Raw genomic sequence first — 16,995 nt, forward strand, 5'->3', positions numbered from 1 at the left:
TTGAGGAGATTCTCATGACAAAGGAAGGCAATTACAAAAGGTTCATGGCGATGGTGGGAACATCCACCGTCATCATGCTGGGCCTGATGTATCTCAACACCTATGCGATGGATCATGTGTTCTGGAGCGAGATGCGCTTCTGGATGATGTTCGTCATGGGTTCGGTAATGGCGGTGGTGATGCTGCTTTTCATGTGGGGCATGTATAAGAACACCGCCAAGAACTTGATCATTATCGGCGTGGCCGTGGTGACTTTCGCGCTGTCGCTGTTTCTGGTGCGCAGCCAAGCCACCATCGATGATAGCGAATGGATGTCAGCAATGATTCCGCACCACTCAATTGCTGTACTGACGAGCGAGCGTGCGGGCATTCAGGATGTGCGCGTGCGCGAATTGGCCGATGAAATCATCAAGGCTCAGCGCCGCGAGATTGACGAGATGAAATGGCTCATCGACGATATCGAAGCGAATGGCGTGGCGACCAGCGCAGCAGAAGGCGAGGCACGGCCGGTCCCTGAATTTGAAGGCAAATTGAACCCAGATAGCTAATACCGGACGCGCAGGCTGACGAAGTCCCCCGCAGACGCAATTGCCAGCTGGAATAGCAAGGCATACAATAGCAAAGTCCATCCACCAGTGTAATGCTGTCGCTGGTGCTAGTGCATGCGCTGATGGTCGTCACCGCCTCGGCCATTGCACCTTGTCATTATCGATGAGGAGCAGCCTTGACGAAGATTGACGACAGAGATTGAAGTTCGCTCGGCGGGCGCATAGGGAAGCGCCCCAAATGCCCCGCCAGCCTTCCCTCATATTGCAAGTGCTGATGCTTGCTTCGCTGGCTATCCGCCTGGCCGTGGGTGCGCCTTGCTGTTGGGACGGCGATTTTGGGCAAGCAGAGGAGCACGCTGCGAACATCCACCATGCGATGGATGCCGCAGATATGGCACCTATGGCGCCAAGCGGTCATGAGGGGCATGACGATAGCGACAATACCGCGTCACCATGTTGTTCCGCTTGCGGCCCTGTGCTGGGCAATGGCGCGCCAAAGCTGGTTAGCCAGGCACTTACCCCGCCCTTGCCGAGGCTTGCGACCTTGCGCGACCTGCCGCAGCGCGACCTCCTGCGACATTATGAAGCCACGGGTCCTCCGTCCCGCGTCTGATCCCCAAATTCAGACACATTTATGGAGAATAACATGACACGCTTTCGCGCGGCGCTTTGCGTCGCCACCACTCTTGCCTGCGCGCCTGCCATTGCCAGCGCGCATGATGTCAACGCACTTGACCATGCCCCCATCGGGGTGATGGGCGATCACCGCCACGCCAAGGGCGAATGGATGATCGGCTATCGCTATATGCACATGGAAAGTGGCGGGACGCAGATCGACACCGACACCGTCGATCCCAATACGATTGTCACCACCGTACCCAACCGCTTTGCCGGAATGCCGGGGCAGCCGCCAACCCTTCGTGTGGTTCCCGACAGCATGCATATGGACATGCATATGGCGGGCCTGATGTACGGACTTAGCGACAGCGTCACGCTGATGATCTCGGGCAGCTACACAAGCCGGGATATGGATGCAGTGACTTATGCCGGCGGTATGGGCACCGATGTATTGGGCAGCAATGGCAATACGGTATCCGGCTTTGGTGATATCAAGGCAGTCGCGCTGGTTGGGCTGACTGACGATATTCATCTGAACCTTGGCGTTTCGCTGCCGACCGGTTCGATCACCAATGAAGGCACCGCCCTGTCTCCGATGGGAATGGTCATGCCGATGCGGCTACCCTATCCGATGCAATCGGGTTCGGGCACGGTCGATCTCAACCCCGGCATAACCTGGAGGGGCCAGTCCGATGTATGGGGCTGGGGAGCCCAGGCAAAGGGGACGATCCGCCTTGGTACCAATGATGAAGGCTACAGTCTTGGTGACAGCGGGATGACCACCGCGTGGATTGCCCGATCAGTAAGCCAGGGCGCTGCCCTTTCGGTTCGGTTGCAAGCCGAGACTTCCGGCCGGATCGACGGGATCGATCCGGCCATCATGGGGCCGGTGCAGGCAGCTAATCCGGATTATTCGGGCGGTGAACGTCTTTTTGCCTATACCGGCATCAATACCGTTGCCACCCATGGCCCCTTGGCCGGCTGGCGGCTGGGTGCAGAAATAGGTGTGCCCATCGTGCAGGATCTGAACGGACCGCAGATGGCCCGCGACTGGATGATGACGCTGGGTATCCAGAAGTCATTCTAAGCCATAGCAGGGGAAGTGCCGGGGATTGATCCTCCGACACTTTTCCCTTGCGGAGATCCTGCCGCCAGCCCGTCTGCTGACTGGCAATCCACCTGTCTACCCGCTGTTCAAGGACGGTGAGCGGCATCATGCCGCCGCCCAGCACCGTATCGTGGAAGCTGCGAATGTCGAAATCGTCACCCAGAGCTTCCTCTGCACGGCTGCGCAATTGTTGGATACGGATCTGGCCGATCTTGTAGGATGTCGCCTGTCCGGGCAGCACGAAATAGCGCTGCACTTCGGACCGTGCGACGGTTTCGGGATTGGGTGAATTTTGCAGGCTGTAAGCAACCGCCTGATCTTCGGTCCAGCCCTTGGTGTGAATGCCTGTATCCACCACGAGGCGGATGGCGCGCCACATCTCGCTCTGCAATCGTCCGAAATCCGAATAGGGATTTTCGTAACCGCCCATCTCTTTGGCAAGAGATTCGGCATAAAGCCCCCAACCTTCGCCGAACGCTGACAGATAAAATCCCTGCGTGCGGAAACGCGGGATGCCTTCCAGTTCCTGCGCAATGGAGATTTGCATGTGGTGGCCAGGATTGCCCTCGTGATAGGCAATCGCTTCCAGGGGGGGAATCGGCATCGCGGTCATATCCGACAGATGCGCGTAATAAACACCTGGTCGCGATCCATCGGGCGTGCCCGGGCTGTAGTGCTGCGCCGCGCCATCTTGTTCGCGGAAGGCTTCCACCCGGCGCACTTCCAGCGCCGCCTTTGGCAGCGTGCCAAAAAATTCGGGCAAACGCGCAGTGATGGCATCGATATGCTGCGTAGCGCGGTCGATATACATCTGTGCGCCAGCCTCGTTATCGGGGAAGAAGAACTGGGGGTCGGTGCGGGTGAAGACGAAGAATTCCTCCAACGTCCCGTCGAAGCCAACCTCTTGCATGATCGCCTCCATCTCGCCGCGGATGCGCGCGACCTCGTCCAGCCCAAGCCGGTGAATCTGGTCGGCGGTCATGTCGGTCGTGGTCATCTGGTTCAGGCTGAAGGCATAAAATTCCTCACCGCCCGGCAGCGTCGTTACGCCTTGCGCTATTTCGTCGCTATTGGGGCGATCCGCCGTAAACCAATCGATTACATGCTGATAGGCGGGGGCCGTCTGTCCGGTCAGTATGGTGCGGGCTTCTTCGCGTAAGTCGTCGGCGCGTTCCTGGGATATGGCATTTTGTTCAACCAGCGTTGCAAGCCGCTCCTGCGTGCCGGTCCACAGTGCAGACGGATCGCCATTCTCAAACGGCGCGCCGGTAATCAGGCCCTGCGATTCGGCAATAACGGCATCATAGGAAAAACGCGGCGGACGCGTGCCTGCGGCCGCATTGGCCTGCGCGCGGGCGAGCAATTGGTCCATCGCCGTGGCGATACCGCCAAGGCGAGAGATAAAGGCTTCCATGTCTCTTTCACTTGCGACGCTGTGCTGGCTGAGCAGGAAGCTGGGCAGAAAAGCATGCATTCCGCCCATCTGGTGGAGGATATATTGCTGGTCGTAGAATTCGGCAGAGCGTGCCGCCATTTCAGCACGATACTGGAACACATCGTAGGACGTTTTCGCCTCGTAGCTCAATTCGTCATAGTCGAATGTGGCTTCCATTTCAGCGGTGGCACGCGCCCACCAATCAGCTTGCGCCTGTGCTGCCTCAAGGCTGAAATCATCGAGCTTGTCGTAATCGGTCTTGATGCCGAGCGAGGTCTGCAGGATCGGGCTGACCGCAAGCAATTCCTCAAACTTTTCATCAAACCAGACATTGATGCATTCGGTTTGCGTATCGGAGCATCCGACACTGGTTTGCTCGGCACTGGCGATATCGGCGTTGGTGGCAACGCATCCCGAAAGCGCGACAGATGCCAGCAACACGGCTGCAAGGCGTTTCATATGTGTAATTCCCAAAGTTGGCTGGATAGGTGACCAACGCAGACCATGGGCGAACCGGTTACAAAAGAAAAGACCCGGCAGGATCGCTCCCGCCGGGTCTCTTGTGGCGTATAGGTTGGCGAAAGGCTTAGAAGCCCATGCCGCCGCCCATGCCGCCCATGCCGCCCATATCGGGCATGGCAGGCGCAGAGCCCTTTTCTTCCGGCACTTCGCTGATCGCCGCTTCGGTGGTGATCAGCAGGCCAGCGACAGAAGCAGCATCTTGCAACGCGGTGCGCACGACCTTGGTCGGGTCGATCACGCCGGCAGCCACGAGGTTTTCGTAGGTGTCGGTGGCCGCGTTGAAGCCCTGTGTTTCGTCGGCTTCGCGCAAGAGGTTGCCCGAAACCACGGCGCCGTCATGGCCAGCATTTGTGGCAATCTGGCGGATCGGCGAAAGGATCGCCTGGCGCACGATTTCCACACCGCGGGTCTGGTCATTGTTTTCACCGGTGACGCCTTCCAGCGCCTTGGTGGCATACAGCAGCGCGGTACCACCGCCCGGGACGATGCCTTCTTCGACAGCGGCGCGAGTAGCGTGGAGCGCGTCATCGACACGGTCCTTGCGTTCCTTCACTTCGACTTCCGAAGCACCGCCGACCTTGATCACGGCAACGCCGCCAGCAAGCTTGGCGAGGCGTTCCTGCAGCTTTTCCTTGTCGTAATCGGACGAGGTCGTCTCGATCTGTGCACGGATCTGCTCGACACGGGCCTTGATGGCTTCCTGATCGCCTGCACCATCAACGATGGTGGTGTTGTCCTTGTCGATGGTGACACGCTTGGCTTCACCCAGCATCGAAAGACCAACATTTTCCAGCTTGATGCCGAGATCTTCGGAAACCATTTCACCATTGGTGAGGATCGAGATGTCCTGCAGCATCGCCTTGCGACGATCGCCGAAGCCCGGAGCCTTCACGGCTGCAACCTTCAGGCCGCCACGCAGCTTGTTGACCACGAGGGTGGCCAGCGCTTCGCCTTCGATGTCTTCAGCGATGATGAGCAGCGGACGTCCGGCCTGCACCACGGCTTCCAGCACAGGCAGCATAGCCTGCAGGTTCGAAAGCTTCTTTTCGTGGATCAGGATATAGGGATCGTCGAGTTCGACGGTCATCTTTTCCGGATTGGTCACGAAATAGGGGCTGAGATAGCCGCGGTCGAACTGCATGCCCTCGACAGTTTCGAGCTCGAATTCGAGACCCTTGCTTTCGTCGACGGTGATCACGCCTTCTTTGCCGACCTTTTCCATGGCTTCAGCGATCTTCTCGCCTACTTCACGGTCGCCATTGGCCGAGATGATGCCAACCTGGGCAATCTCGTCCGAACCGGATACGTCCTTGGAACGGTTCTGGAGGTCAGCAACAACCTTGGCCACGGCCAGATCGATGCCGCGCTTCAGATCCATCGGGTTCATGCCGGCAGCAACGGCGGTCATGCCTTCGCGCACGATGCTTTGTGCAAGCACGGTGGCGGTGGTGGTGCCGTCACCGGCAGCATCATTTGCCTTGCTGGCAACTTCGCGCAGCATCTGTGCGCCCATGTTCTCGAACTTGTCCGCAAGCTCGATATCCTTGGCGACGGTAACGCCGTCCTTGGTGATGCGCGGTGCGCCGAAGCTCTTGTCGAGCACGACATTGCGGCCCTTGGGGCCGAGAGTGACTTTCACTGCATTGGCAAGCGTATCAACGCCCTTGAGAATGCGTTCGCGAGCGTCGCGGCCAAACTTTACGTCCTTGGCAGCCATGATTCTTTCTCCTGCGAGTAGTTAGGTGTTGGGAAAACGTTAGGGGGTGAAAGGCTTCAGCCCATCACGCCCATAATGTCGCTTTCCTTCATGATCAGCAGATCTTCGCCATCGAGTTTCACCTCGGTGCCGGACCATTTGCCAAACAGCACGCGGTCGCCAGCTTTTACATCAAGCGGGGTGACGGTGCCGTCTTCGGCTTTCGAGCCAGAGCCGACGGAGACGATTTCGCCTTCGCTCGGCTTTTCCTGGGCGCTATCGGGGATGATTATGCCGCCAGCCGTTTTTTCTTCGGCTTCGATACGGCGGACCAGCACGCGATCGTGCAGGGGACGGAATGCCATAGTGATGACCTCTTCCTGTTAAGTTATCAAGGTTTTTGGCACTCTCCGACTGAGAGTGCCAGTGGCGCGGAAATGGGGTGAAGCCAGCAGGGAGTCAATGGGCAGGCATCACAAAAAATTCTGTCGCCCGAATTTTTATGCCCGCGCTGCGCCCGGCAGGGGTGAATTGCGCACTGTCAGCCCCAGTGCCTCGCGCCGCTGCCAACGCCATAGCAGCAATATGGCGGCAAAGGTCAGGCCCGTAGCCAGTCCGATCCATACCCCGGTCCCGCCAAGGCTTGTTCCAAGGCCAAGACCTGCTGCCAGACCGAAGCCGGGCACCCAATAGGAAAAGATCGCGATCCACATCGGAATATGCGTATCCTTGAGTCCCCGCAACGCGCCCGCAGCCACTGCCTGCACGCCGTCTGATAGCTGGAAGGCGGCGGCGATCATCAGGAAACCGGCTGCAACGTTCAGCAATTGCGCATTCGCCGGATCGGTGGGATCGACATAGATTGAAAGAAGCGCCTGCGGTGCCAGCGCCATCGCTGCGCAGGTAAACACCATGAAGCCTGTTCCCATGGCAAGGCCGGTCCAGCCCGCGCGGGCCATGCCGACAGGATTTCTGGCGCCATAGAAATAACCGACCCTGATTGTTGCCGCCTGCCCCACGCCAAAGGGCACCTGAAATGCAAAGGCCGCAAGGTTGAGCGCCACGGTATGCGCGGCAAGCTCCAGCCCGCCAACCCTTCCCATAAGGAAGGCGGCGGCCCCGAACACGCCCGCTTCGGCAAGCACGGTGACGGCAATTGGTGTGCCGATGCGCAGGATCTCGATAAATCGTGGCCAGTCAGGACGCCACGTGAAGCCCATGATATGGTAGCGGTGCAGGCGTGGATCGGCCCTGATTGCGATGGCATAAAGCGTCACGATAACCAGAGATGTTATCAGCGTCGCTATTGCTGCACCGGGCAATCCCAGCGCAGGCGCCCCCCAGTTTCCGAAGATGAAGACCCAGTTTGCCAGCGCATTTACGCCAATGCCGACCGCAGTGATAAGTGTGGCAAAAACCGGGCGGCCCAGCGCCGACACGAAATTGCGCAAGACCCCCGCTACCACCATCGGCCCGGTGGACCACAGCAGTACCTCCATATAGGAAATGGCGAGCGCGGTGATATGCGGCTCCTGCCCGGTGACGCGCATGAGCGATCCAGCGAGCGCGCAGATCGCCATGCCAAAAACCGTTACTATAATCGCCAGCCACAGGGCCATACGCATGGCGCGGCGCACCGGACGCAGCGCCGGACCGCGCGCGCCAAGCTCTGCCGATATGATGGGCGCAACCGCCCCGGTAAGCGCCTGCAGGCTCCAAACGATCAGTCCGAACAATGCGATGGCGAGCGATGATGCGGCCAGTTCGCTTGCTCCCAGCCGCGCGATGAAGATCACGTCGATCGCATAGGTCAGCATTTGCAACATATTGGCGAGCGCCAGCGGTCCCGCCAGGCGGAAGGTTTCGCGCGTCTCGGCTTTCCAGCCGGGCGTTTCGGGGTGGGCCACGGGGCGCATATGTCGTGCTACGAACCGGACGCATGATGGGCGTCGCGCAGCCGGACGCGATAGGCGCGAAGGGCCTGCATGTGAAGACTGCGCAGTGTTTGCTTTCGGTCAGCCTGGCGAAAGCGAAGATCGTTCAAGCAATTGCCATGAGCAGATCGCATACCCTCCTGGCCGCTGCTGCCGCACTATTCACCCTGCCTGGAACTGCCTCTGCGCAAGAGGTGTTTGGCGGCGCCTATGCCCATGGTGTCGACACGCCTTTCACTCTGGAGACGACCGAGACCGGTTCTGTCGACATTGCGGCGGGTGTACGGTTTGGTGGGATCGAGGCGCTCGGTTTCATTGGCAAGCCGGAACCATATGTCGTCGGCTCTCTCAATCTTTCAGGCGACACCTCCTTTGTCGGCGTGGGGGTGGCGTGGACCATCGGCAATGGCCCTGTCTATGTGCGGCCGGGCATCGGACTGGTGGTGCATGACGGACCCGATTTTCGCGTCAATCCCGCCACCGGATTTCGTACTGATCTGGGCAGCCGCGTGCTGTTCGAACCCGAAATCGGCATTGGCTACCGCGTGTCGGAGCGCGCCTCTGTGGAAGCGCACTGGATGCACATCAGCCAGGGTCAGATTTTCGATGGCGACCAGAACCCCGGCATAGACATGATCGGTTTGCGGGTGAATCTGAAGCTGTGAATGCTGCGTTTGTGGCTGCGCGCGCTCAATCAAGTCAGCCAGGACAGCACAGTTTGTGTCAGCGGATTTTGCGGATCGGCCAGCAGCTTTATCGTCAGTGCCAATGATACCACGATCAGCAATGGCCGTGCTATGCCTGCACCGAATTTCATCGCGCCATGCGCACCAAACTGGCCCCCGACGATATTGGCAAGAGCCATGGCGATGCCGGTGATCCAGATCACATGCCCGCCTGCCATCAGCACCATCAGCCCCGCCAGATTGCTCGCGAAATTCAGCAATTTGGTGTGAGCAACAGCGCGCAGCAGGCCAAAGCCGAACATTGCGACCAGCGCGGCCGTAAGAAACGAACCCGTTCCGGGGCCGAAAAAACCGTCATAGCAACCAATCCCCAAGGCGACCGCGATCAGCGATAGTGGGCCAGCCTTGCTGTGGCGGTCCTCATCGCTCAACTTGCGGGCAAGGGCGAAATAGACCGCCATCCCGATCAGCAGGAGCGGGAGCAAACCTTCCAGAAATGCAGGATCAATCCGCATCAATATATACGCGCCGAGCGCCGATCCTAGAAATGCGGCAATTGTCGGAATGGCGAAACGCCGGAAGTCGATGTGGCCCTTGCGCGCATAAGCGAGAACCGCGCCGCCTGTGCCGAAGGTTGCTTGCAGCTTATTCGTGGCGAGCGCCTGAACTGGCGGTATTCCGGCGGCCATCAGAGCAGGTATGGTTATCAGGCCGCCGCCGCCCGCTATGGCATCGATCGCGCCGGCGAGAAACGCGGCCAGCATCAATAATGCGATGAGATCGATGCCTAATTCCACGCGCCGCGCTTATCGTTAGCTTCCTTTCTTCACAAGAGAGCTCGCTGGCGGGCTTTCCGGCCTCATCACTCAGGCGAAAGGGAAGGTGCCTTTGCAACTCGACCACAATCCAGCCGTGCAGGAAAGCAAAAGGGCGGGACCTTGCGGCACCGCCCTCCTATCCGCAGGCGCTTCAAGACACCCACGACATCTGCTTAAAGGCTTACTTCAGCGAGCCCGGTTTACTTGAGTTCAACCGTACCGCCGGCAGCTTCGATCTTGCCCTTGATTTCTTCGGCTTCGGCCTTGTTCACGCCTTCCTTGACGGGCTTGGGCGCGCCTTCGACGAGGCCCTTGGCTTCAGTGAGGCCCAGGCCGGTGATGGCACGGACTTCCTTGATGACCTGTATCTTCTTGCCACCGTCGCCGGTGAGAATGACGTCGAATTCGTCCTTCTCTTCAGCAGCGGCTTCACCACCACCGCCACCGGCGGGGGCTACGGCAACGGCAGCAGCGGCGCTCACGCCCCACTCTTCTTCCAGTGCCTTGGCGAGTTCAGCCGCTTCCATGACGGTAAGCGTCGACAGTTCTTCAACAAGCTTGGCAATATCAGCCATGATGTTTCACTCCAAAATTGGGCGGGGCAGATGCGCCCCATAAATGTTTCGTATCAGATGCGAGAAAGCGTCTCTTATGCGGCATCCTTGGCGCCATAGGCACCAAAGACACGGGCAAGCTTGGCCGCAGGTTCACCCACAACGCGGGCGATTTTGGTCGCCGGTGCGTTGACAAGGCCAACAATTGTGCCGCGCAGTTCGTCGAGGCTGGGCATGGAGGCCAAAGACCTCACGCCAGCTTCGTCGAGAACCTGCGTGCCCATCGATCCACCGACGATTTCCAGCTGATCATTCGACTTGGCAAAGTCGACGGCAGCCTTGGCGGCTGCAACTGGATCTGCCGACCAGGCAAGGCCGGTCGGGCCGGTGAGGAATTCCTCTATACCGGCATAGTCAGTGTCTTTCAGGGCGAGCTTGGCGAGACGGTTCTTCGCAACCTTGTAGGACGCACCTGCTTCACGCATCTTCGTGCGCAATTCGGTGGACTGATCCACCGTCATGCCGAGATTGCGGGTGACAACCACCACGGAAACCTCGTTGAAGACATCGTTGAGCTGGGCGACCGCATCGGTTTTCTGCGAACGATCCATGCCGTACTCCTTCACTATGGCCACCCGCGCCATTTGCGCGACTGGCCGGCTCAAATCACCACGCGGCTCATGCCACGCAGCAAAGTCCGTTGATGGGGAAGGAGATGCGTGAAACATCACGCGGATGCGGCACCATAAAAGGTGCCGAAAAACTCTGTCCCCGCCTAGGCTGGAAATTAAGAAGGCCAGATTGCCTTCACCAACTGTCTCGGACGGATGACTGGCAGACACAAAAAGGCCCGCCGGTCGTGGCGGGCCTCTAAGCGATTGACGTTTCTTGTCAAGCCTTCGCTGGTGCGAGGGCGGCGACAATTACATGCCGTCAGCCTGATCTTCCATGGCTTCGGCCTCGGCTTCCAGCTCGGCAGCTTCGCCTTCCATGCCGGCATCTTCAAGCGCATCGGCGCGTGCGTCCAGGGCTTCAGCCTGTTCGTCGATCACTTCGCCCTGCGCTTCGACCATTTCTTCCTGCACATCCTGCGCTTCTTCGGCAGGCGAATCGCATGCAGCAACGGCAAACAGCAGGGGGGCGGCGGCGAATGCAAATTTGTTCATAGCGATATCTTCCTTCTACAGTGCTCAAGTCAAAGGCGCGTTGTGACGACAAAGATCGCATCACGCAAGGGTATCGAGAAGCTGCGCCTCAGGCCACTGCATCCGTTTCATACCCGAGCAAGTCACCCGGCTGGCATTCCAGTTCGCGGCAGATCGCTTCCAATGTGGAAAAGCGGATAGCCTTGGCCTTGCCCGTTTTGAGGATCGAAAGATTGGCAAGGGTAAGGCCGACGCGCTCTGCCAGCTCGGTCAGCGTCATGCGGCGTTCGTGCAGCAGATCATCAAGTCTTACCACGATATTGGCTCCTTGGATATCAGCGCCCATCACACGGTTCCTTCGAGGTCTTCGCGCATGGCAGCGCCGATCCGGAAAACGCGGGCAAGGATGAACAGGACGATGACCATCAAGATGCCGGTCAGGTCGAGGCCTGCGTCAAAGGTAATTCCTTCTTGGCCAACTTCATCGGCCCATTCGACGATAGACAGTCCGATCGCGGCGACGGGGACCATGACAATCTGCACCCCGAGCAGCAACCACGCCATCGCGCTTAGCCGTTCTGCATTGGCAGGCGCAAAGGGATCGCCATCACCCACCGTACCGATGATTCGGCGCAGGCGATCAAAGAACAGATAGATGAGCACAACCGCGATGGCGACCACTGCCAGCAGGGCCATGATGGACATCAGGGGGAATTCGCCCGCCTGCTCGCCCAATTCGACGGCGATCTCTGCGGCGATTCTTCCTTGAAAAAAGAGCAACACCGGAATGGCGATTGCCAGTGCAATTGCCGCGATGCCGCACGCAATTTGCATGATGATGGTCATTATCTTGCCCGCCAGCAGCAGCGGATCGTTTTGGCGAATATTGGTCATGGTGCGTTTCCCCTAGGTCAGCGATCAGGCAAGCACGGTCGCGCTGATGGTTGGGCCATGCGAATCGGCGGGAATAGTCGTGATGGCGGCAAGGCTACTTAGCGTAAGGATCAATGCGGACAGAGCGGCGGTGGTGTGGGTCAAAAAACGTGCCATTTATCGATCTCCTTGATTGGCGATATTGATATTCAATAAGAGAGTCGGAATTTATTGTCAATCAATAATATTGAAAAACGATATGTATCTTATCGTTAAGCAGACTGAAGCGGTCTGATCAGGGTGACAGGGGTGACATGGTGTCACCTCGAAGAATCGCCCGAAAAGTGCGCATTTCTGCGGTTTTGAGGGGAAAGCAGAAGGGTGACACATCTGGATTTAAACGCCATCATATGTCCCAGAATGATTTGTGAAATTGACGGTGTAGAAAATTGCCTGGGCGAGGGGCGTGTAGGAAAGCGGCGCGCCATGCGGGCGGCTGACAGCCGAGATCACGGCGTGCTCGCGCCCCATTGACCCACGGCTACGTCCCTCCTATATGCTACGCTCAATCGGTGAGTTTCGAGCAAGGTGTGCCTTACGCGGGGGCACGACCCAGGAAGGAAGCCCCGGTTCCCGTGAGATGATCGAATCAAGGCTGCGAGGGCGGTGCCGCAAGGCGCGTGCTTCAATCGTGGCTTTTTGCGCGTCTCACGCTTCCCCGCTCGACACGAAATTTCCTGCAATGGCGATCATGCTGTTGCGACATGCGAAGAAAAGGCCTGTCCACCCTATGGCGACCCAACCGAAGGCTCCGGCACCCCAGCACACTGGCGGTTCCAAGAAGAAGCGCATCCGCAAGATTTTCGGCGACATCCACGAAGCGGTGGAAATGCCCAATCTGATCGAGGTGCAGCGCGAAAGCTATGAGCAGTTCCTACGCTCCGACCCTTCGATTGATTATGTCTCCGGCCTTGAAAAGACGCTGCGCAGCGTGTTCCCGATCCGCGATTTCGCGGGCACGGCGGAACTCGATTTCGTGCATTACGAGCTCGAAGATCCCAAATACGACACGACCGAATGCCGCCAGCGCGGCATCACCTATGCGGCGCCGATGAAGGTGACGCTGCGCCTGATCGTTTTCGAAGTCGATCAGGAGACCGAAACCCGTTCGGTGCTCGATATCAAGGAGCAGGACGTGTATATGGGCGACATGCCGCTCATGACGTCGAACGGCACTTTCATCATCAATGGCACCGAACGCGTGATCGTCAGCCAGATGCACCGTTCGCCCGGTGTCCTGTTCGACCATGATCGCGGCAAGACCCACTCGTCGGGCAAGTTCCTGTTCGCCGCTCGCGTCATTCCCTATCGCGGTTCATGGCTGGATTTCGAATTTGACGCCAAGGACATCGTCAACGTCCGTATTGACCGCAAGCGCAAGCTGCCGGTCACAGCGCTGCTTTATGCACTCGGCCTCGATAGTGAAGAGATCCTCGACCACTTTTACGACACCGTCACCTGGAAGCGTTCGGGTGGCAAGAAGGGTGGCGAAGGTTGGGAAATCCCCTTCGTCGCCGAACAATGGCGCGGTGCCAAGCCGGCCTTCGCGCTGGTCGACGCCAAGACGGGCGAGGAAGTCTTTCCCGCCGGCCAGAAAGTCAGCCCGCGTGCTGCCAATAAGGCTGAAAAGGATGGCCTGACCTCACTGTTGATCCCGACCGAGGAAATCTTCGGTCGTTATGCCAGCGTCGACATGATCGACGAAAAGACGGGTCGCATCTACATCGAGGCGGGCGAGGAAGTATCGCCGGAAAATCTCGAAAAGATCGATGCTGCCGGCATCGATCAGCTGGTCCTGCTTGATATCGATCATGTCACGACCGGCCCGTGGATGCGCAACACCATGGATGTCGACAAGGCCGAAAACCGCGAGGAAGGCCTTGAATCGATTTACAAGGTCATGCGTCCGGGTGAGCCGCCAACCAAGGAAACAGCAGAGGCACTGTTCGAAGGCCTGTTCTTCGATAGTGAACGCTATGATCTTTCCGCCGTTGGCCGTGTGAAGCTCAACATGCGTCTCGAACTTGATGCCGAAGACACCGTCACTACGCTGCGTAAGGAAGATATCCTCGCTGTGGTCAAGGAACTTGTCGACCTGAAGGATGGCAAGGGCGAAGTTGACGACATTGATAATCTCGGCAACCGCCGCGTGCGTTCCGTGGGTGAGCTGCTGGAAAACCAGTATCGCGTCGGCCTGCTGCGCATGGAGCGCGCCGTGAAGGAGCGGATGAGCAGCGTGGACGTGTCCACTGTGATGCCGAACGATCTCATCAACGCCAAGCCCGCCGTGGCTGCTGTTCGTGAATTCTTCGGCTCCAGCCAGCTTTCGCAATTCATGGACCAGACCAATCCGCTGTCCGAAGTCACCCACAAGCGCCGCGTCTCTGCGCTCGGCCCGGGCGGCCTAACGCGTGAACGTGCAGGCTTTGAAGTGCGCGACGTTCATCCCACGCACTATGGTCGTATCTGCCCGATTGAAACACCTGAAGGCCCGAACATCGGCCTGATCAATTCGCTTTCCACCTTCGCCCGCGTCAATAAATATGGCTTCATTGAAACGCCATATCGTGCGGTAACGGATGGCAAGGTGACAGGTGAGGTGAATTACCTCTCCGCCATGGAAGAACAGAAGCACACTGTTGCGCAGGCATCTGCCGATACTGATGGAGATGGCAAGTTCGTCGAAGAGCTTGTCTCGGCCCGTCAGAATGGCGAGTTCGTGATGAGCCCGTCCGAACAGGTCACGCTGATGGACGTTTCGCCTAAGCAGCTTGTCTCGGTTGCAGCATCGCTCATTCCGTTCCTGGAAAACGATGACGCCAACCGCGCATTGATGGGTTCCAACATGCAGCGCCAGGCGGTGCCGCTGGTGAAAGCCGAAGCGCCGTTTGTCGGCACTGGCATGGAAGAAACCGTGGCGCGCGATTCGGGCGCTGCGATTGGTGCGGCCCGTGGCGGCGTGGTCGACCAGGTCGATGCGACGCGTATCGTTATCCGGGCATCGGGTGAGGTCGATGCGACCAATCCGGGCGTGGATATTTACACACTGCAAAAATTCCAGCGCAGCAACCAGAACACCTGCATCAATCAGCGTCCGCTGGTGAAGGTAGGCGATGTGGTGCAGCAGGGCGATATCATCGCTGACGGTCCCTCGACCGATCTGGGCGAACTGGCACTGGGCCGTAACAGCCTTGTCGCCTTCATGCCCTGGAACGGCTATAATTACGAGGATAGCATCCTCATTTCCGAACGCATCGTGAAGGACGACGTCTTCACCTCGATCCACATCGAGGAGTTTGAAGTCATGGCCCGCGATACCAAGCTCGGCCCTGAAGACATCACCCGTGACATTCCCAATGTCGGCGAGGAAGCGCTGCGCAACCTCGACGAAGCGGGCATCGTCTATATCGGTGCAGAGGTGCATCCGGGTGACATTCTGGCAGGCAAGATCACGCCCAAGGGCGAAAGCCCCATGACGCCGGAAGAAAAGCTGCTTCGCGCCATCTTCGGTGAAAAAGCCAGTGACGTGCGCGACACCTCGCTCCGCCTGCCGCCCGGCGTTGCCGGAACGGTGGTCGAAGTTCGTGTCTTCAACCGTCATGGTATCGAGATCGACGATCGTACCCGTGCCATCCAGAACGAGGAAATCGAACGCCTCAAAAAGGATAGCGAGGATGAACGCGCGATTCTGAACCGCGCGACCTATAACCGTCTTCGTGAAATGCTGGTCGGCCAGACTGCCAGCGCAGCGCCCAAGGGCGTGAAGAAGGGCTCGGAGATCACCGACGAGGTGCTCGATACGGTGGACCGCATCGAATGGTTCAAATTCGCCGTTGCCGATGACAACATGCAGGCCCAGCTCGAAGCTGTGAAGGGCCAGTATGACGAGGCCGTCAAGGCGATCAAGGACAAGTACGAGGATCGCAAGGAAAAGCTGGAGCGCGGTGACGAGCTGGCTCCCGGCGTGCTCAAGATGGTCAAGGTCTTTGTTGCGGTGAAGCGCAAGCTGCAGCCGGGTGACAAGATGGCTGGCCGCCACGGCAATAAGGGCGTGATCTCGCGCATCCTGCCGATGGAAGACATGCCTTTCATGGAAGATGGCACTCCGGTCGATCTGGTGCTCAATCCGCTGGGCGTGCCTTCGCGCATGAACGTGGGTCAGATCTTTGAAACCCATCTGGGTTTCGCGGCTCGCGGCCTTGGCATGCAGATCGCCGAACAGCTTGACGAATGGCGTGCATCCAACCCCGATGCGATAGCGGGCAAGCCGCCCGCTGCGCTGGTGGACAAGCTGAAGGATGTCTATGGCGAGAATTATTACGCCGATATCGACAGCCGTAGCGGAGCAGAAATCGCTGAACTGGCGGGCAATCTGCGCACAGGCGTGCCGATGGGCACCCCGGTCTTCGATGGCGCGCGTGAAGGCGATGTCACGGACATGCTGCTGAAGGCGGGCTATGATTCATCGGGCCAGTCCACGCTGTATGACGGGCGCACCGGTGAGGCGTTTGACCGTAAGGTGACGGTGGGCATTATCTACATGCTCAAGCTGCACCACCTGGTCGACGACAAGATCCATGCCCGTTCTATAGGCCCGTATTCGCTTGTTACCCAGCAGCCGCTGGGCGGTAAGGCGCAATTCGGCGGACAGCGTTTCGGCGAAATGGAAGTCTGGGCGCTGCAGGCCTACGGCGCGGCTTACACCTTGCAGGAAATGCTGACGGTGAAATCCGATGACGTGGTTGGCCGTACCAAGGTCTATGAAGCGATCGTCAAGGGTGACGATACCTTCGAAGCGGGCATTCCGGAAAGCTTCAACGTGCTCGTCAAGGAAATGCGCTCGCTTGGCCTCAACGTCGAACTCACCAGCCTTAATGATGGTGAGGAAGGCGAGGACGGCTTCGGCCAGATCGCTGCTGAATAACAGGGGTCGGCGGCCCCAAGCCTGAAAAGACCCGGCCGCCTCCCCTCCAACCCCTGTTGATCCCCCTAAGGGAA

Annotated in this window: 15 protein-coding genes; 4 read left to right on the forward strand and 11 right to left on the reverse strand. The window is 58.6% G+C overall.

Going from position 1 to position 16,995, the window contains the following annotated elements; genetic code table 11:
• Positions 1-14: 14 nt before the first annotated feature.
• Both CP97_RS03365 and CP97_RS03370 read left to right on the forward strand, forming a co-directional pair.
• On the forward strand, positions 15-548 hold the full coding sequence (locus CP97_RS03365; protein ID WP_048886681.1) for a DUF305 domain-containing protein: 534 nt from the start codon (positions 15-17) through the stop codon (positions 546-548).
• Positions 549-786: 238 nt separating this feature from the next.
• Entirely contained in the window at positions 787-1,161 is a 375-nt protein-coding gene (locus CP97_RS03370) for a hypothetical protein (protein ID WP_063612344.1), read from the forward strand.
• A gap of 952 nt (positions 1,162-2,113) precedes the next feature.
• Here the strand turns inward: CP97_RS03370 and CP97_RS03380 are convergent.
• The 4 genes from CP97_RS03380 to CP97_RS03395 all read right to left on the reverse strand — a co-directional run bounded on the left by CP97_RS03380 (position 2,114) and on the right by CP97_RS03395 (position 7,843).
• On the reverse strand, positions 2,114-4,168 hold the full coding sequence (locus tag CP97_RS03380; RefSeq protein WP_227819658.1) for a DUF885 domain-containing protein: 2,055 nt from the start codon (positions 4,166-4,168) through the stop codon (positions 2,114-2,116).
• Between the two features lie 127 nt (positions 4,169-4,295).
• Positions 4,296-5,948, reverse strand: a complete 1,653-nt coding sequence (gene groL / locus CP97_RS03385) for a chaperonin GroEL (RefSeq protein ID WP_048884792.1) — start codon at positions 5,946-5,948, stop codon at positions 4,296-4,298.
• A gap of 56 nt (positions 5,949-6,004) precedes the next feature.
• Positions 6,005-6,292, reverse strand: a complete 288-nt coding sequence (groES, locus tag CP97_RS03390; RefSeq protein ID WP_048884793.1) for a co-chaperone GroES — start codon at positions 6,290-6,292, stop codon at positions 6,005-6,007.
• 135 nt (positions 6,293-6,427) lie between these two features.
• The gene (locus CP97_RS03395) at positions 6,428-7,843 is read right to left on the reverse strand and encodes an MATE family efflux transporter (RefSeq protein WP_048884794.1); all 1,416 of its coding nucleotides are present in this window, start codon (positions 7,841-7,843) and stop codon (positions 6,428-6,430) included.
• Positions 7,844-7,980: 137 nt separating this feature from the next.
• On the opposite strand from CP97_RS03395, the gene CP97_RS03400 reads away from it, so the two are divergent.
• A complete protein-coding gene (locus CP97_RS03400; protein WP_161485435.1) occupies positions 7,981-8,526 on the forward strand; it encodes an acyloxyacyl hydrolase in 546 nt (181 codons plus the stop codon).
• Between the two features lie 29 nt (positions 8,527-8,555).
• Here the strand turns inward: CP97_RS03400 and CP97_RS03405 are convergent, their stop codons facing one another.
• The 7 genes from CP97_RS03405 to CP97_RS16615 form a co-directional block, all read right to left on the reverse strand.
• Complete coding sequence (locus CP97_RS03405) at positions 8,556-9,344, reverse strand: TSUP family transporter (protein ID WP_048884796.1); 789 nt, start codon at positions 9,342-9,344, stop codon at positions 8,556-8,558.
• Positions 9,345-9,565: 221 nt separating this feature from the next.
• Positions 9,566-9,940 (reverse strand): 50S ribosomal protein L7/L12, encoded by a 375-nt coding sequence (gene rplL / locus CP97_RS03410; protein ID WP_048884797.1) that lies wholly within the window; start codon positions 9,938-9,940, stop codon positions 9,566-9,568.
• 74 nt (positions 9,941-10,014) lie between these two features.
• Positions 10,015-10,530, reverse strand: coding sequence for a 50S ribosomal protein L10 (gene rplJ, locus CP97_RS03415; RefSeq protein ID WP_048886683.1), 516 nt, complete (start codon positions 10,528-10,530; stop codon positions 10,015-10,017).
• Positions 10,531-10,842: 312 nt separating this feature from the next.
• Positions 10,843-11,085: a hypothetical protein gene (locus CP97_RS03420; protein WP_048884798.1), complete on the reverse strand. Its 243-nt coding sequence runs from the start codon at positions 11,083-11,085 to the stop codon at positions 10,843-10,845.
• 88 nt (positions 11,086-11,173) lie between these two features.
• A complete protein-coding gene (locus CP97_RS03425; RefSeq protein ID WP_048884799.1) occupies positions 11,174-11,410 on the reverse strand; it encodes a helix-turn-helix domain-containing protein in 237 nt (78 codons plus the stop codon).
• Positions 11,410-11,958 carry a DUF2975 domain-containing protein gene (locus CP97_RS03430; protein ID WP_048884800.1) on the reverse strand — a complete coding sequence of 183 codons (549 nt, stop codon included), beginning with the start codon at positions 11,956-11,958 and terminating at the stop codon, positions 11,410-11,412. The genes CP97_RS03425 and CP97_RS03430 overlap by 1 nt, the downstream gene beginning before the upstream one ends.
• A 24-nt stretch (positions 11,959-11,982) precedes the next feature.
• Complete coding sequence (locus tag CP97_RS16615; RefSeq protein ID WP_257730343.1) at positions 11,983-12,114, reverse strand: hypothetical protein; 132 nt, start codon at positions 12,112-12,114, stop codon at positions 11,983-11,985.
• A gap of 613 nt (positions 12,115-12,727) precedes the next feature.
• Between CP97_RS16615 and rpoB the strand changes: the two genes are divergently transcribed.
• Positions 12,728-16,921: a DNA-directed RNA polymerase subunit beta gene (gene rpoB / locus CP97_RS03435; protein ID WP_048886684.1), complete on the forward strand. Its 4,194-nt coding sequence runs from the start codon at positions 12,728-12,730 to the stop codon at positions 16,919-16,921.
• Positions 16,922-16,995 lie beyond the last annotated feature (74 nt).

The sequence above is a fragment of the Aurantiacibacter atlanticus genome (genome assembly GCF_001077815.2).
Classification (GTDB): domain Bacteria; phylum Pseudomonadota; class Alphaproteobacteria; order Sphingomonadales; family Sphingomonadaceae; genus Alteraurantiacibacter; species Alteraurantiacibacter atlanticus.